This window comes from Bifidobacterium callitrichos DSM 23973, from assembly GCF_000741175.1.
GTDB classification, from domain to species: Bacteria; Actinomycetota; Actinomycetes; order Actinomycetales; family Bifidobacteriaceae; genus Bifidobacterium; species Bifidobacterium callitrichos.
In genome coordinates this window covers 1-18,473 of sequence record NZ_JGYS01000033.1, presented here as the reverse complement: position 1 = coordinate 18,473, position 18,473 = coordinate 1, and the positions used below count along the sequence as shown (strand labels likewise).

At 59.3% G+C, this 18,473-nt stretch carries 22 protein-coding genes and 1 rRNA gene; 14 read left to right on the top strand and 9 right to left on the bottom strand.

The features are described from left to right. A partial coding sequence (locus tag BCAL_RS11980; RefSeq protein ID WP_043260164.1) for a helix-turn-helix domain-containing protein occupies positions 1-445 on the bottom strand: 445 nt, incomplete at its 3' end. A 158-nt stretch (positions 446-603) separates the two neighbouring features. Between BCAL_RS11980 and BCAL_RS11975 the strand changes: the two genes are divergently transcribed. Beyond that, the gene (locus BCAL_RS11975; protein WP_043260162.1) at positions 604-1,011 is read left to right on the top strand and encodes a hypothetical protein; all 408 of its coding nucleotides are present in this window, start codon (positions 604-606) and stop codon (positions 1,009-1,011) included. Between the two features lie 603 nt (positions 1,012-1,614). Here the strand turns inward: BCAL_RS11975 and BCAL_RS11970 are convergent. Continuing rightward, complete coding sequence (locus BCAL_RS11970) at positions 1,615-2,661, bottom strand: replication protein RepA (RefSeq protein ID WP_081887470.1); 1,047 nt, start codon at positions 2,659-2,661, stop codon at positions 1,615-1,617. 232 nt (positions 2,662-2,893) lie between these two features. Next, the gene (locus BCAL_RS11965; RefSeq protein ID WP_081887469.1) at positions 2,894-3,604 is read right to left on the bottom strand and encodes an NADPH-dependent F420 reductase; all 711 of its coding nucleotides are present in this window, start codon (positions 3,602-3,604) and stop codon (positions 2,894-2,896) included. Positions 3,605-3,766: 162 nt separating this feature from the next. On the opposite strand from BCAL_RS11965, the gene BCAL_RS11960 reads away from it, so the two are divergent. The 6 genes from BCAL_RS11960 (at position 3,767) to BCAL_RS11935 (ending at position 9,404) form a co-directional block, all read left to right on the top strand. Beyond that, positions 3,767-4,288, top strand: a complete 522-nt coding sequence (locus BCAL_RS11960) for a PadR family transcriptional regulator (protein WP_043167730.1) — start codon at positions 3,767-3,769, stop codon at positions 4,286-4,288. 95 nt (positions 4,289-4,383) lie between these two features. Then, positions 4,384-4,995 (top strand): endonuclease III domain-containing protein, encoded by a 612-nt coding sequence (locus tag BCAL_RS11955; RefSeq protein ID WP_081887471.1) that lies wholly within the window; start codon positions 4,384-4,386, stop codon positions 4,993-4,995. A 769-nt stretch (positions 4,996-5,764) separates the two neighbouring features. Further along, positions 5,765-6,901, top strand: coding sequence for a replication protein RepA (locus tag BCAL_RS12475; RefSeq protein WP_160268306.1), 1,137 nt, complete (start codon positions 5,765-5,767; stop codon positions 6,899-6,901). A 365-nt stretch (positions 6,902-7,266) separates the two neighbouring features. After that, the gene (locus BCAL_RS11945) at positions 7,267-7,887 is read left to right on the top strand and encodes an MFS transporter (protein WP_043167732.1); all 621 of its coding nucleotides are present in this window, start codon (positions 7,267-7,269) and stop codon (positions 7,885-7,887) included. Position 7,888: 1 nt separating this feature from the next. Continuing rightward, a complete protein-coding gene (locus BCAL_RS11940) occupies positions 7,889-8,563 on the top strand; it encodes an MFS transporter (RefSeq protein ID WP_238549708.1) in 675 nt (224 codons plus the stop codon). Between the two features lie 211 nt (positions 8,564-8,774). Further along, complete coding sequence (locus tag BCAL_RS11935) at positions 8,775-9,404, top strand: hypothetical protein (protein ID WP_152600442.1); 630 nt, start codon at positions 8,775-8,777, stop codon at positions 9,402-9,404. 173 nt (positions 9,405-9,577) lie between these two features. Here BCAL_RS11935 and BCAL_RS11930 read toward each other — a convergent pair whose 3' ends face one another. Together BCAL_RS11930 and BCAL_RS11925 are read right to left on the bottom strand one after the other, a co-directional pair. Beyond that, positions 9,578-9,898, bottom strand: a complete 321-nt coding sequence (locus BCAL_RS11930) for a transcriptional regulator (RefSeq protein WP_043167736.1) — start codon at positions 9,896-9,898, stop codon at positions 9,578-9,580. Next, positions 9,898-10,500, bottom strand: coding sequence for a hypothetical protein (locus BCAL_RS11925; protein ID WP_043167738.1), 603 nt, complete (start codon positions 10,498-10,500; stop codon positions 9,898-9,900). Before BCAL_RS11925 ends, BCAL_RS11930 begins: the two co-directional genes overlap by 1 nt. Before the next feature lie 204 nt (positions 10,501-10,704). Here BCAL_RS11925 and BCAL_RS11920 point away from each other — a divergent pair, with 204 nt between their 5' ends. Both BCAL_RS11920 and BCAL_RS11915 read left to right on the top strand, forming a co-directional pair. Then, positions 10,705-11,289 (top strand): ParA family protein, encoded by a 585-nt coding sequence (locus BCAL_RS11920; RefSeq protein ID WP_043167740.1) that lies wholly within the window; start codon positions 10,705-10,707, stop codon positions 11,287-11,289. Next, on the top strand, positions 11,286-11,522 hold the full coding sequence (locus BCAL_RS11915) for a hypothetical protein (RefSeq protein WP_043167742.1): 237 nt from the start codon (positions 11,286-11,288) through the stop codon (positions 11,520-11,522). The genes BCAL_RS11920 and BCAL_RS11915 overlap by 4 nt, the downstream gene beginning before the upstream one ends. Positions 11,523-11,686: 164 nt before the next feature. Here BCAL_RS11915 and BCAL_RS13360 read toward each other — a convergent pair whose 3' ends face one another. Both BCAL_RS13360 and BCAL_RS13585 read right to left on the bottom strand, forming a co-directional pair. Next, on the bottom strand, positions 11,687-11,845 hold the full coding sequence (locus tag BCAL_RS13360) for a hypothetical protein (RefSeq protein WP_156101988.1): 159 nt from the start codon (positions 11,843-11,845) through the stop codon (positions 11,687-11,689). Positions 11,846-12,215: 370 nt separating this feature from the next. Further along, positions 12,216-12,506 carry a hypothetical protein gene (locus tag BCAL_RS13585; protein ID WP_052119342.1) on the bottom strand — a complete coding sequence of 97 codons (291 nt, stop codon included), beginning with the start codon at positions 12,504-12,506 and terminating at the stop codon, positions 12,216-12,218. Between the two features lie 620 nt (positions 12,507-13,126). On the opposite strand from BCAL_RS13585, the gene BCAL_RS13860 reads away from it, so the two are divergent. From BCAL_RS13860 to BCAL_RS11900, 3 genes are all read left to right on the top strand, one after another. Then, positions 13,127-13,489: a hypothetical protein gene (locus BCAL_RS13860; protein WP_052119343.1), complete on the top strand. Its 363-nt coding sequence runs from the start codon at positions 13,127-13,129 to the stop codon at positions 13,487-13,489. A 407-nt stretch (positions 13,490-13,896) separates the two neighbouring features. Next, complete coding sequence (locus tag BCAL_RS11905; RefSeq protein ID WP_043167744.1) at positions 13,897-14,490, top strand: recombinase family protein; 594 nt, start codon at positions 13,897-13,899, stop codon at positions 14,488-14,490. A 709-nt stretch (positions 14,491-15,199) separates the two neighbouring features. After that, the gene (locus BCAL_RS11900; protein ID WP_043167746.1) at positions 15,200-15,448 is read left to right on the top strand and encodes a mycoredoxin; all 249 of its coding nucleotides are present in this window, start codon (positions 15,200-15,202) and stop codon (positions 15,446-15,448) included. Positions 15,449-15,635: 187 nt separating this feature from the next. Here BCAL_RS11900 and BCAL_RS11895 read toward each other — a convergent pair whose 3' ends face one another. After that, positions 15,636-16,106 (bottom strand): Hsp20/alpha crystallin family protein, encoded by a 471-nt coding sequence (locus tag BCAL_RS11895; protein WP_043167748.1) that lies wholly within the window; start codon positions 16,104-16,106, stop codon positions 15,636-15,638. 889 nt (positions 16,107-16,995) lie between these two features. Between BCAL_RS11895 and BCAL_RS11890 the strand changes: the two genes are divergently transcribed. Next, complete coding sequence (locus tag BCAL_RS11890; protein ID WP_238549707.1) at positions 16,996-17,355, top strand: hypothetical protein; 360 nt, start codon at positions 16,996-16,998, stop codon at positions 17,353-17,355. An 87-nt stretch (positions 17,356-17,442) separates the two neighbouring features. Further along, complete coding sequence (locus BCAL_RS11885; RefSeq protein WP_238549709.1) at positions 17,443-18,039, top strand: sugar O-acetyltransferase; 597 nt, start codon at positions 17,443-17,445, stop codon at positions 18,037-18,039. Between the two features lie 133 nt (positions 18,040-18,172). Here BCAL_RS11885 and rrf read toward each other — a convergent pair. Then, positions 18,173-18,289 (bottom strand): 5S ribosomal RNA (gene rrf / locus BCAL_RS11880). Positions 18,290-18,473 lie beyond the last annotated feature (184 nt).

The window sequence follows — 18,473 nt, the reverse complement described above, 5'->3', positions numbered from 1 at the left end:
CGTCGGCGACCCTTTTGCACACGTGGCCCACGCTCTTCCAGTCGATGCGCATCAGCGCCGACACGGCGCTTCTGGGCGCGTGCACGCTCAACCACGCGACCTGCTGCTCGAAGTCGCGCGTGTACGCGCTCTTCCTGCGCGCCCACGGCACCATCGCGACCGTCACCCCGTGCTCGCGGCACATGACGCGCCGGGGCGCGTACTCCAACAGGAGCCTGGCGCACCCGAGGTCGAGGTGGCGCCAGCGCCGCACGCCCAACCGGTCGTACGGCCGGCCGTGCCCGCCGCATCTGGCGCACCGGTCCATGTCGTCCGCGTACGGGCGCACCGGCACGATGACGACGGTCCCGCCACGCGGGTCGTCCTCGACGCGGGGCGTGGAGACCACGACGTTGGCGGGCAGGTGCAGCATGCGCTTGAGCGCGCCGGCTGATATGGTTGGCACAGGCGTTCCCTTGTTCCGGTTCTACTTTCTTGGCGGAAACAAACCATACAGGAGAACGCCCCTCTCATATCCCACACGAAAAAGCCCCGGCAAAGACGCCGAGGCACAACACCCCACCACACAAACTGGCGAAGACTCATATATGGCTGATTTCCGCCATGGTTATCGCCGATGCCATCGCCGTCTCGGCGAACACCATTGAGGGGATGTGCGCGCTGCGGATCGATCGCGAGAACGGTGTCGTCACGCCGGTCTTACGCATCGGTCTTGATGCCTCGGCACGTAATGTCATCCTGTGGGTGGCTGCGATCGACATCGTGGCAGCGATCCAGTTCGGCGATCTCGGTTTGAAGATCGCCGGGACGAGTCTTCCGGTGATCGTCCTGTGGGTGCCCGTACTTGCCTGTTCCGCGGTCGTGGTGCTCGCGATCCGTCGTTCTCGTCCATCACCGGACGGCTACGGCAGGGCGTTGATCGCCCAGCGCGTGCTGGCCGTCGTGGTCGCGGTTTGCATGATCGTCGCGATCCATTCGGATACGGTGCGCGTCGAGGCGTTGCTGTCCTGACGGAGGTTGGACGATAGTCCACCAAATTGCACTTTCCGGACGATCCGGCGGGCATGAAAACGACTCGGATGGCATTGCGGCAGCGGCGTTCATGGGCATGGTCGATCTGTCGTCGCGACGAATGTGATGGACCTTTGCATTACCTCACATGCCAACGTTCGACGAGGCTTTTTTCGTTGCGATTCCAACGTTTTCGCGTATATGTGCCGAGCGTTCGCGCTGGATATCGGCCATTACAAAGGTCCATCACAATGACAATCGGCGGCCTTCTCGACAGCCGTCGAGAAGGCCGCCGTGACAGCGTTTCCGTGTTTTTCTGAACCCGGGCGGGGGTCGCCGATGCATTCGGATGCATCCGAATAGTGAAACAGGTGGACTATCGTACAATCCTGTGTTTTCGTTGAGATTCCAACGAAAAAACGGCGAAATCACCGTTGATTGCGTCTTGTCGCAAGCCAGAGGCGTCGGAACGGCATGGGCCCGAGGCGTCTGCAGGCCAATACGATGGTCCACAATTTCGCCCGGAACGCCTGCCGTGAAGCCATATGCCGCAGGCGATTCCGGCCGGTCGCTGGACAGGGCGACCCAGAATGGCGAAATCGGCTATTTTCCGCCGTTTTCGGATGGACTATCGTATTGGTTCGGAGTTGGATTTGAAACTGGATCCACCGCATCCGGCACGTCCTGCGCTATGGCCTCATCCACATACTCGCCGTCGATCAGGTGACGTGCGGCGATGGCGGTCGGACTCGGGTGCAGGGTCACACCCTTCTCGTCGACGCTCACATGGACGGACGGGTATACGTCGCGCACCTTGGCCAACGCCTTGCGGAACTTCGCGTGGAAGTTCTGCTTGCTGCTGATGCTGTCGCCGAAACGTTCGTACAGCCAGTCCCAGGTGACAGGAAGATCGTGACGGAGATTGCGCATGCTGCCGGTCAGCCACACATAGGTGTCGTACGGCAGCACGCTGCGGCCGGACAGGAGCAGCGAGCTCGCCCGCGTATCAAACGGCGCCGATTCGCGCGCCAGACGCTCGTACACCTCCTTGGTGAGGACGAAGGCGCTGCCGGAGAACGCGGCGTTGGTGTCGCTCTCCTTGAATCGGACGGCCTCGACGATCGGCAGGCTGATCATGTCGTGCATCTTGCCGCCGGAGAAACCGGTGGTCTTGCGGATCGTGATGTGGCTGGACAGCAGCAGGCGAAGCTGCTCCTGGATCTTGTCGGCGGTCTTGCCTCCGCGCTGCAGGCCGAGCTCGTTGCACATCTGCCAGATCGACGGGATGGTGATGGTGCGGGTCTGCGGATCGACGTACTCGGTCTTCATCTTGCCTGCCGTGCGGATCTGCTTGGCGATCCACGCCATGATCAGTCTCGGGTACTTGCCGTAGGGGAACTTGCGTTTGCGCTCCTCGGGGTCGATGCCGGCCTCGAGCACGTATTCGAGCGTGCCGTTGGTCTTGCTGACGAAGTCGGTGTCCGCCGACGGTTGGGTGGGCGGGAACAGCGTCGAGGTGAGGATCGAGTGGCCGTACCAGATCTCCTTGCTGTCCGGTTCGCGCCGTTCGATGTCCGCAAGGGTCTGGGGCCGTATCAGTGAGCGGCCCGGGCCTGCACTTTCCTCGATCGTCTTTCGCTTGTTCGCCATGCCCATAATCGTACAATCCGACGGAAGCGCCAACACGCAATAATTAATTAAATATATAAATAATTAATTATTTAATTAAATAATTAATGCAAGGCAAGGTGATGCGGCATCACCCTTAAAACGGCTTCATGACGCCGTTCTCATCGCGCAAGAGACCCGTGCGATGGTTGTCGCACGGGTCTCACTGCAGGTCGACGGTCGGGAAAGGTTCCGAACGTCCGTCAGACATCGGCTACTTGACGACCTTGAAACCACCAGTCCACGGAGTCTGCTCGGTCACGCCGAGGATGATCTGCAGTGCGCCGTAACCCTCGAGGTACTGGGCGCGCTTCAAGGCGCCGGTGTCCACGGTCTTGAGGCCCGCGGCCTCGACGAACGCCTTGACGGCGTTCTTGGCGCCCTCGTCGTCGCCTGCCAGCTGCACGACGGTCGGGGCGCCGTCGTTGACGCCGGTGGCCAGCGTCGCGGCGAACGTGGTGTTGAAGGCCTTGACGATCTTGGACTGCGGCAGCTTGCCGGCGAGGTACTCGGCGGCGGAGGCGGCGCCCTCCGGCAGGGCGAGATCGAAGGTGGTGAAGTCGATCGGGTTGGACACGTCCACCACGGTCTTGCCGGTCAGCTGGTCGGCGTAGGCGGAGACGAGCTCGTCGTAGGCGGGGAATGGCAGGGCGAGGACGACGACATCGCCCGCGATCGCGGCGTCGCCGAACTTGCCGGCGGTCACGCCGTTGGCTGCTGCGGCCGCCTTGTCGGGATTGCGGTCGATGACCTGGACGGCAGCCCCGGACTTGACGGCGATGCCGGCGACAGCGGATCCGATGTTGCCCGCGCCGAATATGGTGATGTTGCTCATGATTGCCTCCCTGAGGATGTTCCAATGCCGTGTGGCGTTCGTTTCGTGGCGTCGGCTCAGGGAGCGTCCCGTCGCCTCCGCGTTGGTCATCACTATATGACTCCTTCCGAGATATTTCAAGCTGAGATATATCAACTAAATATATATCGCAGTGAAAAACCGTTGGAAAGTCGGCGTTTGCCGGCGATTCCCTTCGCTGTCGCCATCGGCGTGTTGGCCTGAGATATATCACTCTGAGGTATCATGTGTGGCATGAATATCGTGGAGATCATGACTTTGGGATTCCTGTCGGAGGAGCCACTGTGCGGCTACCGACTACGCAAGAAGATGGAGCAGCTGCAGGGGTACGCGCGCGCGTTCAGCGACGGCACGCTGCACTCCGTGACCGGCAAGTTCGTCGAGGCGGGCTATCTGGGCGAAAGCTTCAAGGTGGTCAACGGCCGTCGTCTGCGCGAGTTCCATCTGGAGCAGGCCGGTCGTGACAAGCTGATCGACGAGCTCAGCAATGCGGACGGCTACATGCTCACCGACATCACCAAGTGGTCGGTCGTCATGTCATTCCTGTCCGTCATACCGGACGAGGAGAAGCGGCGCGAGGTGCTGCGACGCAGACTCGCGGTGCTCGACGGGGATGCGCGCCGCATGTACAGCGACGGCGAGGGGTCGATCGACAACGACAAGCTCACCGATAAATACCGCATCGCGATCACCGCCATCCATGACGCGGAGATCGAGGCGGAATACAAGTGGCTGGAGAAGGAACTCGGCGAGTGACTCGACGGTCCGGTGTCGGCTGCGCCGGTCGTGTCGACCGTCCATCGCGTGGTGGACGTCCTGGTCCCGAGGACATCGAGCGGCTGTACGAGACCATGGAACGCGAGATCGGGCCCACGAACTGGTGGCCGGCCGAGACGCTGTTCGAGATCATGGTCGGAGCGGTCCTCACACAGAACACCGCATGGGGCAATGTCGACCGTTCGCTCGCGGCGCTGAAGGCGGCCGATGCGCTCGAACCGCATGCCATCGTCGCGCTGAAACCCGAGGAACTGCAGGAACTCATACGCCCATCCGGGTTCTACCGGAACAAGGCGCGCACGCTGCAGTCGCTGAGCCAGTGGTACATCGAACGCTGCGGCGCCGATCCGTCCGGCGCAGAGAACATGACGGATGACGAACTGCGCTCCGAACTGCTGTCGCTATTCGGCATCGGCGGCGAGACCGCCGACGACCTGGTGCTGTACGTGTTCTCCCGTCGCGCGTTCGTCGCGGACACCTACGCGCGACGCCTGTTCGCGTTCCTCGGGTTCGACGTGCCGGCCGGATACCCGGCGTTCCACCGGTCGTACGCACCGGCGGTGCTCGCCACCGGTCTCGACGTCAATCAGCTCAAGGAACTCCACGGCCTCATCGACGAGTTCGGCAAGGCCTACCGCAGCGACGACGACAAGGCCGGTTCGTTCCTTGCTGACTGGCCGAGATGACGGTTCTCCCTTTTGGGACAAGGTTTCGCCTGATTGCCGTTCGCTTCTCCTTCATCTCGACCTTGTTCTTCCGTTCTCATGAACTGAGGTAAGGTCGAAAACGTTGATTTCAAGCCGATTCCGCGAGAGTCGCACCGTGGAGACGCTCTGATGGAGAATTTGCCGATCCGTGATCGAGTGCGACTTCCCCTTTGGGACAAGGTTCGCATGATGCGACCAGTGAAAGGCCTTGCCAACGCTATTAAAGGGCGCATGACAGGATTTCGTCCGCCTTGCCTCCGACAGTCCTTTCAATTGGGACGCAATCGCCCATTAAGGCTGTGGACAATGAGGTTTGTAGACGTTGATGCACCTAAGGCCCCACAGGTTTTGCTGAAGAGTGGTGCAGTTCAGTTGCCGCGCTGGAGTTTGTAAGGGGTAGGGGTTGATACAGGCTATTACTGGTATTACAGGCGGCGCCATCGCAGCCTTACTGGCAGTAGGGCTTTCGTGGGGTTGGCGCACCTAAAGCCCCACGAAAACGCACCTAAAGCCCCATCGTCCGCACCTAAAGCCCCACGCAAGCACCTAAAAGACACGGCATAAATCGCAAAACGCACCTAAAAGACACGGTTGAGCCAGAGCTTTGTGTCATTTAGGTGCGCATGCTATAGTCGCACCTAAATGACACGGGAGAAAACGGCGTCATTCCAACGAAAATCCCCTCAAAGGCGGCAACCTCTGAGGGGTGATCGCGAACCCCGAAATGGTCAAGCTTCAGGAGGCTCACATGACTCATTCTATAAGTAAAGATGTTGCTGTCGCTGAAGAGCGTCGACGTTACGGCTTAGTAAGCAAGATTTCCAGTATGGTTTCCATGCCATATCGCAGCAGGCATTTGACCCGCATTGTCAGACGTAACGGCACTCTCACCGTGAGTATCCAGTCCAGCACTGATGAAGTTGCAAGTGGCATCTATCCAAGAAAGTTTGAGATCTTCCTGCTCCAGATGATTACGACAGGTGATCCGAGTTGGAGCAAAGACACTCTTACGTTGCATCTCGGTGGTAGCTTCAGACAGTTTATGAGATCGATAGGTAGCACCATCGGTGGGCGTCAGGCAAAGAACCTGAGAACACAGATGGAGCGGCTATGGAAATCGACGATTAGTATCTCCGATGAAGGTGACCCGGAGTATACGAGAGGTGTCCAGTTTGTAGTGGCTCGAACAATGAGCGCATATTGGGGGTTGCGTGATGATGCCGAGACTTTAGATCAGTCTTGGGTACAGTTCTCACCCGAATACATTGCGATGATAACTCGTAAGGTTGTTCCGGTTGATCTTGACATTGTGGCGAAGATTAATAGCCCTTTGGCTCTAGACATCTATTGGTGGGCAGCGCGACGGCTCTATGTGGGCGGTGGTCCTGTTGTAGTCACTTGGGATCAGTTGCGTGATCAGTTTGGCAGTGATGCCGAGCTCATGAAGCGGTTTAGACAGACATTTCGTGCCGGAATTTCCGAGGTACAGAAATACTGGACAGATCTTACTGTCCGATACGGCGATGGGAAAGTCATTCTTTCTGCCTCTTCGCACGTGGTTCCGACAAAAGAGGAGCGACGTGAAGAACGCCGGATGTGTCAAGAAGCGAAAGCAATCGCTGCTGAAGCGAAACGGAAAGTGGAAATTGAGAGAAAACGCAAGGCGTTATTTGATGCCATTGCGGAAGAGAACGTTAAACGAGCTATGGAAGAGTCCAAGAGACAACCTCGGGTGAGAACCACGGTCAGTCATTTTGTGGGATCGCCTAACTATGATCCTCATGCGGTAGCGGCAGAGAATCGTCGACTGTTGGACACTGACCGCCAGAAGACGCCGAAAAACGGAGACGCTGCTGGTCTAGAAGTCGGCAATGACGAGGAATGATGCCATGTCTCCTTGCAAGTTGCAGGATACGAGTAAGACTCCCTAACGCTCGTCTGACAGCTGTTTGGCGGTATCATTGAACGTACGAGCGATGCGTGACGGATATCGAAATCCGTTGCTGCATCGAGGACATCGTTGTCGAACAAAAGGAATTCGTATGTACGTCGTTCTGGAATCCTTCGCATACGACTAGGCCAGAGGACCACACATCCTCCGTTCTTCACGTCGCGACCTGACCTAGGTCGCGCGATACGTCGTCATGCCAAATTCCCGAACGCTGCCTCCATGAACGATCCGGCACGACCGACCATATCCGGTCGACGCGGATCGGCTTACGGCGGCTTGACCATGAAACGAGTTTCATCATGAACACCGGTACACGCTCCTCTGTCCATCCCGGTTCCTCCTTATGGAGGATCGCCGCCTACCGCAATTGGTTCCTGTCCGACACATCAGACGTATTCGCAGTCAGTCTGCGCACATTCGTCGTCCCGCTGATCGGACTGGCGCTGTCGCACTCCACACTCGTCGCAGGATTGCTCGTCACTCTCGAATCGGTCATAGGTCTGGTGCTGATGTCCGTCGGTGGCGCGATCGCCGATCGTCATGATCGTCGGAGGCTGATGGTTCTGCTTGGTCTCATCGGTTTGCTGCTGTCCCTGACGGCGACTGGTCTGCTTGCCGCGGGGATGATGAATACGGTCACGTTCGCGCTGATCGTCATCATTTTCGCCGTCATGAACGGGATGCTGGGGCCGTCCAACGACGCCATGCTCAAGTCGATCGTGCCGGTGGAACGCTTCGCCAAGGCTCAGGCGATACGTGAGGCGCGTGAATCCTGTGTCGAGCTGTCCGGCGGCGCTGTAGGAGGCCTGCTCTACCACCTTTCCGTCTGGTTTCCGTTCCTTGTTTCCGCGGCGCTCTATCTGGTCGCGACCGTCACGGCGATGGCGCTGCCGAAAACCGAGCGCGAAGGCGCAGGATGACGTGTCTGATGAGTCCTCTTCGCATGCGAAGGCTGGCCAGGATGAGGGGTTCCTCGCCCAGTTCGTCGAAGGATGGAGATGGACGCTGACCAGACGCACGATCCTCGCGGCCATCGTCCAAGGCACAGTGATCAACATCGCCTGCTACGGCAGCATCGTCGGTGTGCAGATCATGCTCGCGGCACGCGGGACGGATCCGGTACTCATTGGTCTGGTAAGCACGGCCACAGGCGTCGCGGCGCTGATCGGTTCTCTTGCAGCGGGCTGGCTGGTCGATCACATCCCAACCGGCAAGCTCATCATTCTCACCTTCGCTGTGTTCTCCGTCGCCATGATCCCACTTCTTTTCGCTGATTCGTATGGCGCGATAGTCGCGTGCATGGTTGTTGCATCGCTGTTGTTCCCATCCATGAATGCCGGAGAACTCGGTTTCATTTACGGGCATACTCCGGATCATATGCAGGGTCGGGTGTCCACCGTGTTCGAAACCACGGTCGGCGTGCCTGGCGCCATGACTCCGGCGCTGGTCGGATGGATGCTGCAGACGCATTGGCTGGGATTCCGCGCCGTCATGGTACTTGTGGTCACATGCGCCTTCATCGGCCTAGTACTGGCCTGCTTCACTTTGACGAGGAGCATCCCGCTGCCAGCGCAGTGGGAACAGGTCGAGTTGTAGGTGGGCTGCGCCCTCTCCGAGACATGGATGGCCACATTACAGTGGACGCGATTGGAATTGCGTCCACTTTTCTTCCCAATTGTCCACTTTAATCAGATGGCGATTGTGTTCGCGCCTGCTGACAGTAGGGCTTTCGTGGGTTTGATGCGCCTAACGAGTCTCTTGATTCAGGGGGGCGGATTTAAAATGGAATCATCATAAGGACAGCGCGATGGAGCGCGGTCGAGGCAGAGCGAAGTGGGTGAGGATCATGGGAGGCAATGGGGCGTCACATGGCGGTGCGCGCGGCGGTGATATTCAAGGGAGCCGGTGGAGCGGACGCCGCCCGTGGGTGATCGCAGGAGTGGTGCTGCTGGTTGTCATCATATGCGTGACGGTGGTATGGGCATGGCGCCGCATCAATGCCGACGCCATACTCGGCGCCTATGAGCTGCCTGCGCAGAGTGCCCGGCGATACACGTTCGAGGACATGACCGAGGTCGCAGACTGCAACGATCCGGATGATTCCTCCGAGTCAAAGGCCGCGTTCCAGATAGCGCCCGAGAACTCAGCGGGCGCTGCGAGCGAGAACGAGCATCCGCCGAAGGACATCTACCTCGTCGTCCCCGCCGACGACGGCAAGGATCCGATGCGCTTCGAAGGATTCCGATGCATGGCCGAGGCGCTCGGCATGCCGGACGAAACACAACGTGACCTCATCGCGCAGTCGAAACCCTTCACCGAGGAAGCCGGGGCGATGCCGATGGACTGGAACGACCTGGGTTTCCAGGGCTGGCACCCCAACGACGGTACATTCCACCTGCGTATCACCTGGTACGATCCCGCCGCCTTGGAGGAATGACCGTCGCGCGCGACAGATACGGCTAGAGAGTTGGCGGTAGCTCTAAGGCAGTATCGCATGTCTTTTGGATAGGTTTGTGGTAAATAATTAATTATTTAAATATTTAATTAATTAAATACCGCAAACCGGAAATGGAAAGACGGTCGGATGTTAGCCGGACAAGTGATCCGGCGCTACAGCATGGTGCCGTTGGCGATGGCCTGGAGCGCCGCGAGGTGCGCTTCGAGCGCCTGGTGGCCCTGCGGGGTGAGGGCCGCCCAGGTGACCCGATGCCGGTTGGTGTCTCCGGGGAGCTTGTAGACGTCGATGTAGTTGCTCTCGGCCAGTGCGTTGAGATGGCGCGAACACATGGAGTCGCTCAATCCGAGGGCGTCGCGGATGTCGGCGAAGCACATCTCCTTGACCGGGGAGAGCATGCCGCAGATCCGCAGGCGCGTGGGCTCGTGGATGACGGGGTCGAATCGTGGGGTGACAGTGTCTTTCTTCGTGATCATCACCTGCCGCGTTTGAGGGTATGGACGAGATACCGATCATATCCGTAGTCCCGGAGTCCGCAGATGACGCCCATCGCGACGGCGACGAGCATCGGTCCCTCAGGAAGTACGGACTGGGATGGCAGGAGCCATATGGTCGCCGCGAACGCGAGGACCATCACGACGGCCTGAGCGATCACCGATATTTTCATGACCGTATTGCGGGGCCGGAGGCCTCCCATGGTGATGTCGAATGTGAACTCCGGTCCGATCTGCTGCTTGCGCCATTTCGACAGCGCGTTGCTCACATGAGCCAACGTCAGGCAGGCTGCCATGATCAACGCAGACAATATTATTCGGTGCAGATATGCGCTGAGCTCAGGGCCTTGAATGGATTCCTGCGTGAAGAGGATGCCCGTCATCAGATATATGGCGCCGTTGATTGCGCCTCCGACCGGATACCACCATCTCGGTGCCATCAGGCGGTCGGACAAGTCGCCGCGATCGTGGGTGGTCTGGTTCGGCGTCGCCGCGTCTGCGGCGGGGCTGACGGCGGTGGCCTGCTTCGGGTTCGGCTCCAAGGACTGGAGCGGCGGCAGTGGGATCTGGGTTGCGGTGGTCATGGCCCGCTCCGTTCCTGTCGCGGCTTGCGTGACGACCGCCCTTTCGTTGCGACTGTCGGTGGATGTGTTGACAGGACCATCAAACACTTTACTTGCATGCAAGTCAAGTGTTTTCGTCCGTGGTTCCGTCCGCCGTTTGATCGGCCGCGCTGTGTTATTCTGATAATTAATTAAATAATTAATTAATTATTGAAAGGGGCGTCCGTGAAGATCACCATCGCGAATGCCAAGGGCGGGGTGGCCAAGACCACCACGGCCATCTACCTTGCCGCAGCGGCTACCATGCGAGGGCTTGACGCCAGGGTGCTCGACGCCGATCCGCAATCGTCCGCAAGCCTGTGGGCCGACCTCGCCGACGACAACCACGACCCACTGCCCTTTGACGTCGCGCCGGCGAACCTGTCGACGCTCGGACGACTCAGGCCCGAGACCGGCGAATGGTGTTTCGTCGACGCGCCACCGTCCGGCCGTGTGCTCGAGAAGGCGATCGAGGTGGCCGACTTCGTCATCGTCCCGACGTCGGACTCCCCGATCGATCTGCAGCAGGCATGGGCGACGCTGCAGGCGGTCGACGGCAAGGTGCCGGCGGCGGCGCTGCTCGTGCGCGCCGAGATCGGCACCACCGCGTTCAAGGACACGATGGCTGCGCTCGAGAACAACGACACCCCTCGGTTCGAAGCCGTGGTGCACAAGCGTCAGGAGATCAAGAAGTCCCTGGGCTGGAATCCCACCAAACTGTACGAATACGGTGACGTGCTCACCGAGCTCATCAAGGAGGTCAATCAGTGAAAGGCAACATGAAGGCGTACAAGCCGGCGTCCGAGGATCGCGAGATCAAGGAGATCCAGGACGTGTTCCGCAAGGACGACGCCCCAACCGACGATGAGAACACGTTGGTCATGACCTCCATCCGTCTGCACGCCAAGACCCGCGCCGCCGCCAAGGTGTACGCGATCGAGCATGGCATGAAGATGCAGGAGGTCATCGAGAACGCGCTCTCCAAGTACATCGGCGAGCGGTGAGGCTTGGTAGATCGTGGTATTTCGGTAATTAATTAAATATTTATTTAATTAATTATGTAGGCCGGCAGCGGATCCGGGATCCGTGCCGGCCTTTTTGCAGGACCAGAGGTGTGCGGAAGGCGTTTCGTCGTCGCGCTGCCGCAATACCGATCTACGGTAGCTCGCTACCGTAGATCGTCGTGATGCTGGTATGAGGCGATCGGCCCGTCAGACGACTTCCAGCCGTCGTCGCCGTGATACGCATCGGGCATGGACGCGGAGGTCCTCACCTCGGTCTTCAGCAGATACGCCTCGGCGAAATCCAATGTCGTGAACACCATCATGAACCTCCTTTACGTGAGTCATTCCCCTACCGCCGTACGCGATGGCGGCGCAACGGCGGCCCCCTCCGTCGTTGAGGACCATGTAAGCACGGGGCTTCGGTCGCCACAAGAGGCGACGCATACGAAGATGCTATGGCCTGTTCAAGGCGGAGGCGATGACTTATGAGTACTGACGAGTATGGCGTGCGAGCCTGCGCGGCCGATCGGCTTCAGGTGGACGTTTCCTTTGATTCCGGTAACGGTACGGTGTGCGGTAATTATTTAATTAAATAAATAAATATTTAATTAAATAATTACCGCACTGGGGCATCGCGCCGTCGTGCCGTCGTGTGGGCGACGGGCGGAGGGCGCGGGTTTGGCCGCATATCAATCAACCGGACAACGCCAGTGCTCCTACACTTGGGAATCGGGAACGGTCGGATGATTGGAGGACGGTCATGAACGCGCAATCCCCTTCCCCCTCATTTCGGATGCCCGGCAGACTGCGGACGCTGAACATCGGAGTCTGGCTGCTGCGGGTCTTCTGGTGGACGACGCTGATCGCGACCGTCGGGCTGGTTGCCGCGGCGTTCGCGATGATGCCGCACGACTGGCCGGCGTGGGCCGCCATCGTGCTGTCCGTGATCGTCGTGGAATCGATCGTCTTCTGGATCGGCATCATCGCCGTCTATCTGACCAGCGTCCAGCTGGGGCTGAAGATCCGGGTCATCGGCGTCATCTGCGGGTGGATACCCATCGCGAACCTCGTCGCGCTGCGGCTGATCATCCGCACATGCCGTGAGGAGGTCCGGTTCGAGGGCGACAAGGAACGGCTCGACGCCTCCCGCGCGGCCTATCGTGTGTGCGCCACTCGATATCCGATCCTGCTGGTGCACGGTGTCTTCTTCCGCGACTCGAAGGTGCTCAACTACTGGGGACGCATCCCCGGCGAACTGGAACGCAATGGTGCGACCGTATATTACGGAGGCCATCAGTCGGCGGCTTCGGTCGAGGATGCCGGTCGGGAGCTCGCCGCGCGCATCCGCCGGATCGTCGACGAGACCGGGTGCGGGAAGGTGAACGTCATCGCCCACTCCAAGGGCGGACTGGACATGCGTTGGGCGATCGCGCGCGAGGGGGGGCGGCGGGCTCGTCGCATCGCTGACCACCATCAACACCCCTCATCGCGGCTGCGGATTCGCCGACTACCTGCTCTCCAAGGTCCCGGACGGCGCGAGGCGTCGGGTCGAGGCCACGTACAACGCGGCCGCCGCCAGGCTCGGCGACCCGAACCCGGACTTCATGGCCGCGGTGCGGGATCTCACGCAGTCCGGATGCGCGCGCATCAACCGCGAGATCGGGCTGGGGTCGTTCCCAGGCATCGTCTGCCGCAGCGTGGGATCACGCCTGCTGCATGCCACCACAGGCAAGTTCCCGCTGAACTTCACCTATCCGCTGGTCAAATGGTTCGACGGGCCCAACGACGGACTCGTCTCCCAGCCGTCGTTCCCGTGGGGCGACGACTTCGTCTGGGTCGAACCGACCGGGAACCGTGGCATCTCCCACGCGGACATGATCGATCTGGATCGCGAGAACATCCCCGGATTCGACGTGCGCGAGTTCTACGTGGGGATGGTCGCTGACCTGAAGCGTCGCGGACTCTGATTCGCCGGTCGCCCGCGAGCTGGTTACCTGATGCCCTGATGTCCGTGGAAACGAAAAGCCCGGCCGGTGGGCCGGGCTTTCAAGGAAAAGAAAGGAGAGAGAAGAAAGAAGGGATTCAGTTATCGCGGTCTGTTGTGGCCGTGATTCATATATAACCGCATGATGTTCAACGCATCATGGGTGCAGTCTGAAAGTTTCTTGAGAATCTACGTTCCCGGCTCGCGACTATGCCGTGCTGTCTGGGTCATGTGGAAGGTCGATGATTCACGAAAACGGTCGTTTTCGATACGATTTCGGAGCCGCATCGCGATGTCGCCGAAACGCCGTGTGAAGGATTCTCAAAACCCGTTCCAAAATCAATGTCCCAAAACTCATCGAACTTGTCGGGTTATGGTACGTTCGGTGGCATGGAAAAGCGATTCGGATATGCCAGGGTGAGCACTGCGGGCCAGAACGCGGATCTGCAGATCGACGCGCTCGAGCAGGCCGGGTGTGATCGGATCTTCATTGACACCGCATCGGGTGTGAAGGCTCATCGCCCGGAACTCGACCACATGATCGAGCTGCTGCGCGAAGGGGACGTGGTCGTCGTCTGGCGGCTGGACCGTCTGGGTCGTAGCGTGCAGAACCTCGTCGAGATGATGAACCGGTTCCAGAAGCTGGGCGTCGGATTCGTAAGCCTGACCGAGGCGATCGACACGACCACGCCCGGCGGCATGCTCACGTTCAACATCTTCGCCGCGCTGTCGCAGTTCGAGCGTGATCTGATCCGCGAGAGGACGCAGGCCGGACTAGAGGCTGCCCGTGCGCGCGGCCGCACCGGCGGCCGTCCGGCGAAGCTCGACGAGAGGCGGATCGACGAGATTCATCGCCTGTACGACTCGAAGACGCTGACCGTCAGACAGATCGCGGAGCTGATGCACGTCAGCCGATCCACCATCTACCGGCTGCTGGAGGAGCGGCGCACCGCGAAAGTGCGTAAAAGTGCCATGGCCGAATGAGCTGGAAGGAACTGGATCTGGCATGCGGAAGCAGGTACGCGTGTAAGAAGTACAGCAACCAATTAATGAATGACTAACCAACCAACGACCATCAATCAACGTGCAACTACAACAACGAATCGTAAGCTGCAGACCAGCTGCACCACGCTGGCGGCGGGTTCGTGTCTGTGATTGAGGGAGGGAGAGGAGGGAGCGGAGCGAACGAGCCCTTGCGAGGAAGGCAAGAGCTCGCGAAGTGAATGATCACTCAATGGACTGTGACGTCGGTCGGTCGATCGGTCGCCTCGCTTCACTTTGGTGGGTGCCATTACCAGTTTTTTGTCTTTTTCCCACGACGGCGGCGAATCCCCGCGGAGCGTCTTGTGTGAGATGTCGGCCAGCCCGTTTATGCCATCTGCTGTCCGCGAGGTCTGTTGAGGATGCTCTACAACGAGCGACACCGCCGAGCTCGGCGCGTGTTTATTGGACGACGCGACGGTGGACCCGAGGGGGCGGATTTTCGTGGCGGACTGGCCCAACACTCCACGGTCAGAGCACGTATTACCAGTACGTGGTACACTCGCTGTGTATGAATTTCTGTGTATGAATTTCTTTGGCCTCGACTTTACCAGAGTCGGGGCCGTTTCTTATATGTAGCGTGTTGATCGTGTTCCCGCGCATCTGACGGGGACGACTGGCTTATGTAATCGTCAAGAAAAGGAGCTCGGGCATGGCCATCGAAGTGTATGGAGCGGATTGGTGCGGCGACTGCAAGCGCGCGAAAGCAGCGCTGCAGGAGTTCGGCGCCGAATACGTCTGGCATGATCTGGAGAGCGAGGAGGGTGCCGCGGACAAGGCGGTGGCGATCAGCGGGCAGATGCACATCCCTGTCGTCCTCTACCCCGACGGCGCGTTCCAGGTCGAACCGTCGTCGACCGACATCAGGAACAAGCTCGGCGAGCTGAGGCTGCTCAAGTAGTCGTTAATCGTGCAGTCGCATTGAAACAATGCAAAACGAAAGGCGCCCTCACGACTTGTCGGGAAGTCGTGAGGGCGCCTTTCAGGCTAGGCTTTGTTTCCCGTCGTCCGTCGACTCAATCCGGTCGGGACGTATAGACGGGCGGCGTGCCTGTGCGGTCTGCGCGAGCCGATGTCGCGTCGAGGCGTCAGCCCTCGATGGCGATCTGGTGCTTGGACTCGACCTGCGGGGCGGCCTGCATCTTCGGAACCTGAACGCACAGCGTGCCGTTGTTGTACGAGGCATGGATGTCGGATTCCTTGACCTGATCGCCGACGTAGAAGCTGCGAGAGCAGGAACCCGCGTAGCGTTCGCGACGCAGCCACTTACCGTTCTCGGACTGGGCGTCATCGCTCTTGTCCTCATGCTCGCCGCTGCGGGTGGCGGACACGGTCAGGTATCCGTTGTTGAGCTCGAGGTTGATGTCTTCCTTCTTCATGCCGGGCATGTCAATGTCGACGTCGTAGCCCTTGTCGGTCTCGCGCACGTCGGTGGACATCATGTTGGCGGGCATGACGGCGCTCATGCCGCTGTCCGTGTTGCGCCACCCCTCGAAGAACGGGTCATCGAACAGATCAGAGAACATCGTGTCATTCATCAAAGCCGGAAACATTGCCATAATCGGTACTCCTTGACTAGGAGGGAACGCGGCTTGGCTACCGTCGCACCTCGCGCCGCCTGCCGTGGCGGCGTTCGCACGATGGATATCGTGGCCGGTTCCGGAACCTCTCCCGAGGCTCTCACCTTCGCCTTTCACTTCCCTCAATTCCCACGGTGATGAATCATTCCGGTGTTTCACCCACGGTGAACATCATGGGGAATAGGGATGAGACGTTCTGGATGGGCTGACCGCAACGACGAGAAAGCCCAGCTGATCAGGCCGGGCTTCAAGGAGAGAGGAAGAAGAAGGGATTTGGGTTCGCGCTCTGGTCATCACCGCCTTTTCGTTATCGTTTGTGGTCGTTGATTCATATACAACATCGCGAACTTCAACGGATCGTCCGTGTGGGCTGCGAATCGCATGGGAATGCGGTTCCGGAATCCCGGGAACCGGTCGTGGGGCCGTCAAAGGTATGCGAAACGAGATGAGCCCGGCGGATTGGGCCGGGCTCATCTCGGAGAGAGGAAGAAGAGAAGAAGAAAGGTTCAATTATCACCGCCTGTGTGGCTGTGATTCCATATAACCGCATCGTATTCAACGCCCCATGCGTGATTCCTGAGAGTTTCTTGGAAACGATGTGCCGTTCGTGTGCATACGACTTTCCGGCTATGGCGCATATGGGATGTTCCACTCGCCGCGCTGCACCACATTCCTGCCGTGACTTATCAGAACATTCCGTCACAATGGGGCAAGGGCCCAAGACCAGACCAGATGGAGGTGGATCGTGAACACTCGTACAGGCATCCGAGACGTCCGGTCGACCGCATGCGTGATCTTGGTCGGTCTTACGTACGCTCTGTTTCTGGCATCTGTATTAGCGAGCATCCTCTTTGACGGCAGATACACTATGGCCGCTGCGTTGATGATCAACTTCTTCATCCCGCCGGTGCTGTTGGTCGCTAACGGCGTGTATGCATCACGGGCAGAAACCTGCAGACGACCATGGCGTGCTGCGCTGTTCCCGCTGATATGCTCCCTTACGCCGATTCCGCTGCTCGCGACCCTGATACTTCTGTATCGGGGCACATGCTCCGCAGGCGAGGCGTGCACGGCGATCACAGGCGACTGGTATCTCTCCTGGACGCCGCTTGACCAGTTCGGATGGTTCGTCATGGTGTTCTCCGTCGCATCGTTCCTCGGATTCGCCGTCGTGTTGGCTGCCGGGTACATCGTCTTCCGCATGATGGCAAGACGACGGATCGAATGACGGATATCATGAGTGCAGTCTCCGGCATGGAAGCCGGAACCGACGACAGGAGCGACCATGACCGTGCCACAGCAGGTATTCGACATCATGCATTCCCCGGGAGTGTACTTCTGGGACGAGAGGACGATGGGCGTCGCCCAACGTGAGCAACGTGACCTGCTGTACGATATCAACGCCCTGCATGCCGACGATCCCAAGCGCAAGAAGCTACTGAAATCCTATTTCGGTTCGATGGGCGAAGGCGTATGGATCGAACCTCCACTGCATGCGAATTGGGGATGCTCGACGCATCTGGGCGACCATGTGTACGCGAACTTCAACCTCACGCTCGTCGACGACGGCGAAATCTTCATCGGCGACTATACGATGCTCGGGCCGAACGTCACTCTTGTGACGACCGGCCACCCGATTGACCCGGATCTGCGCCGCAGGGTCGAACCTGCCCAGTTCTCTGAGCCAATCCACATCGGTAGCAATGTGTGGATCGGAGCCAATGTGACCGTGCTTCCAGGCGTCACCATAGGCGACAATTCTGTCATCGGCGCATGCAGTCTGGTCACGAAGGACATTCCCACCGATTCGGTGGCCTTCGGATCGCCATGCCGGGTCGTACGTGCGATCAATGACCATGATCGCAAATTCTATTGGCGGGATCGACGTATCGGGGACGGCATTCGATCCTGACACGCGAATGGCTCGTGACCACTTGAGAGTGATCGCGAGCCATTTCTTCTCTTCGTGTGCCGAGTGTGGTGGTGTTGTGGGTATGGGTTGGGCCCCGGGAGCTGTTGCTCGACCGGGGCCCACTTGAGTTTGGTAGCGGCGACGTGCTACTCTCCCACATCCTCTCGGGTGCAGTACCATCGCCGTGCAAGGCCTTAGCTTCCGGGTTCGGAATGGGACCGGGCGTCTCACCTTGGCTATGGTCGCCGCAAATCTTCAATTAGCATCCCACCACAAGGGCGGGGGAGTGGAACCGTGACGGTTCGGGGACCGGACGGCGGACGCGAAAAGTGTTGACGTTCTGTGACCCGTTCGACCTGTTCAGTGTCGTACCGGGTGGTTCACGCAGTGCGTGACGCCCTCCCAAACGGGAGGATGTGTGATTGCCGTTTCCC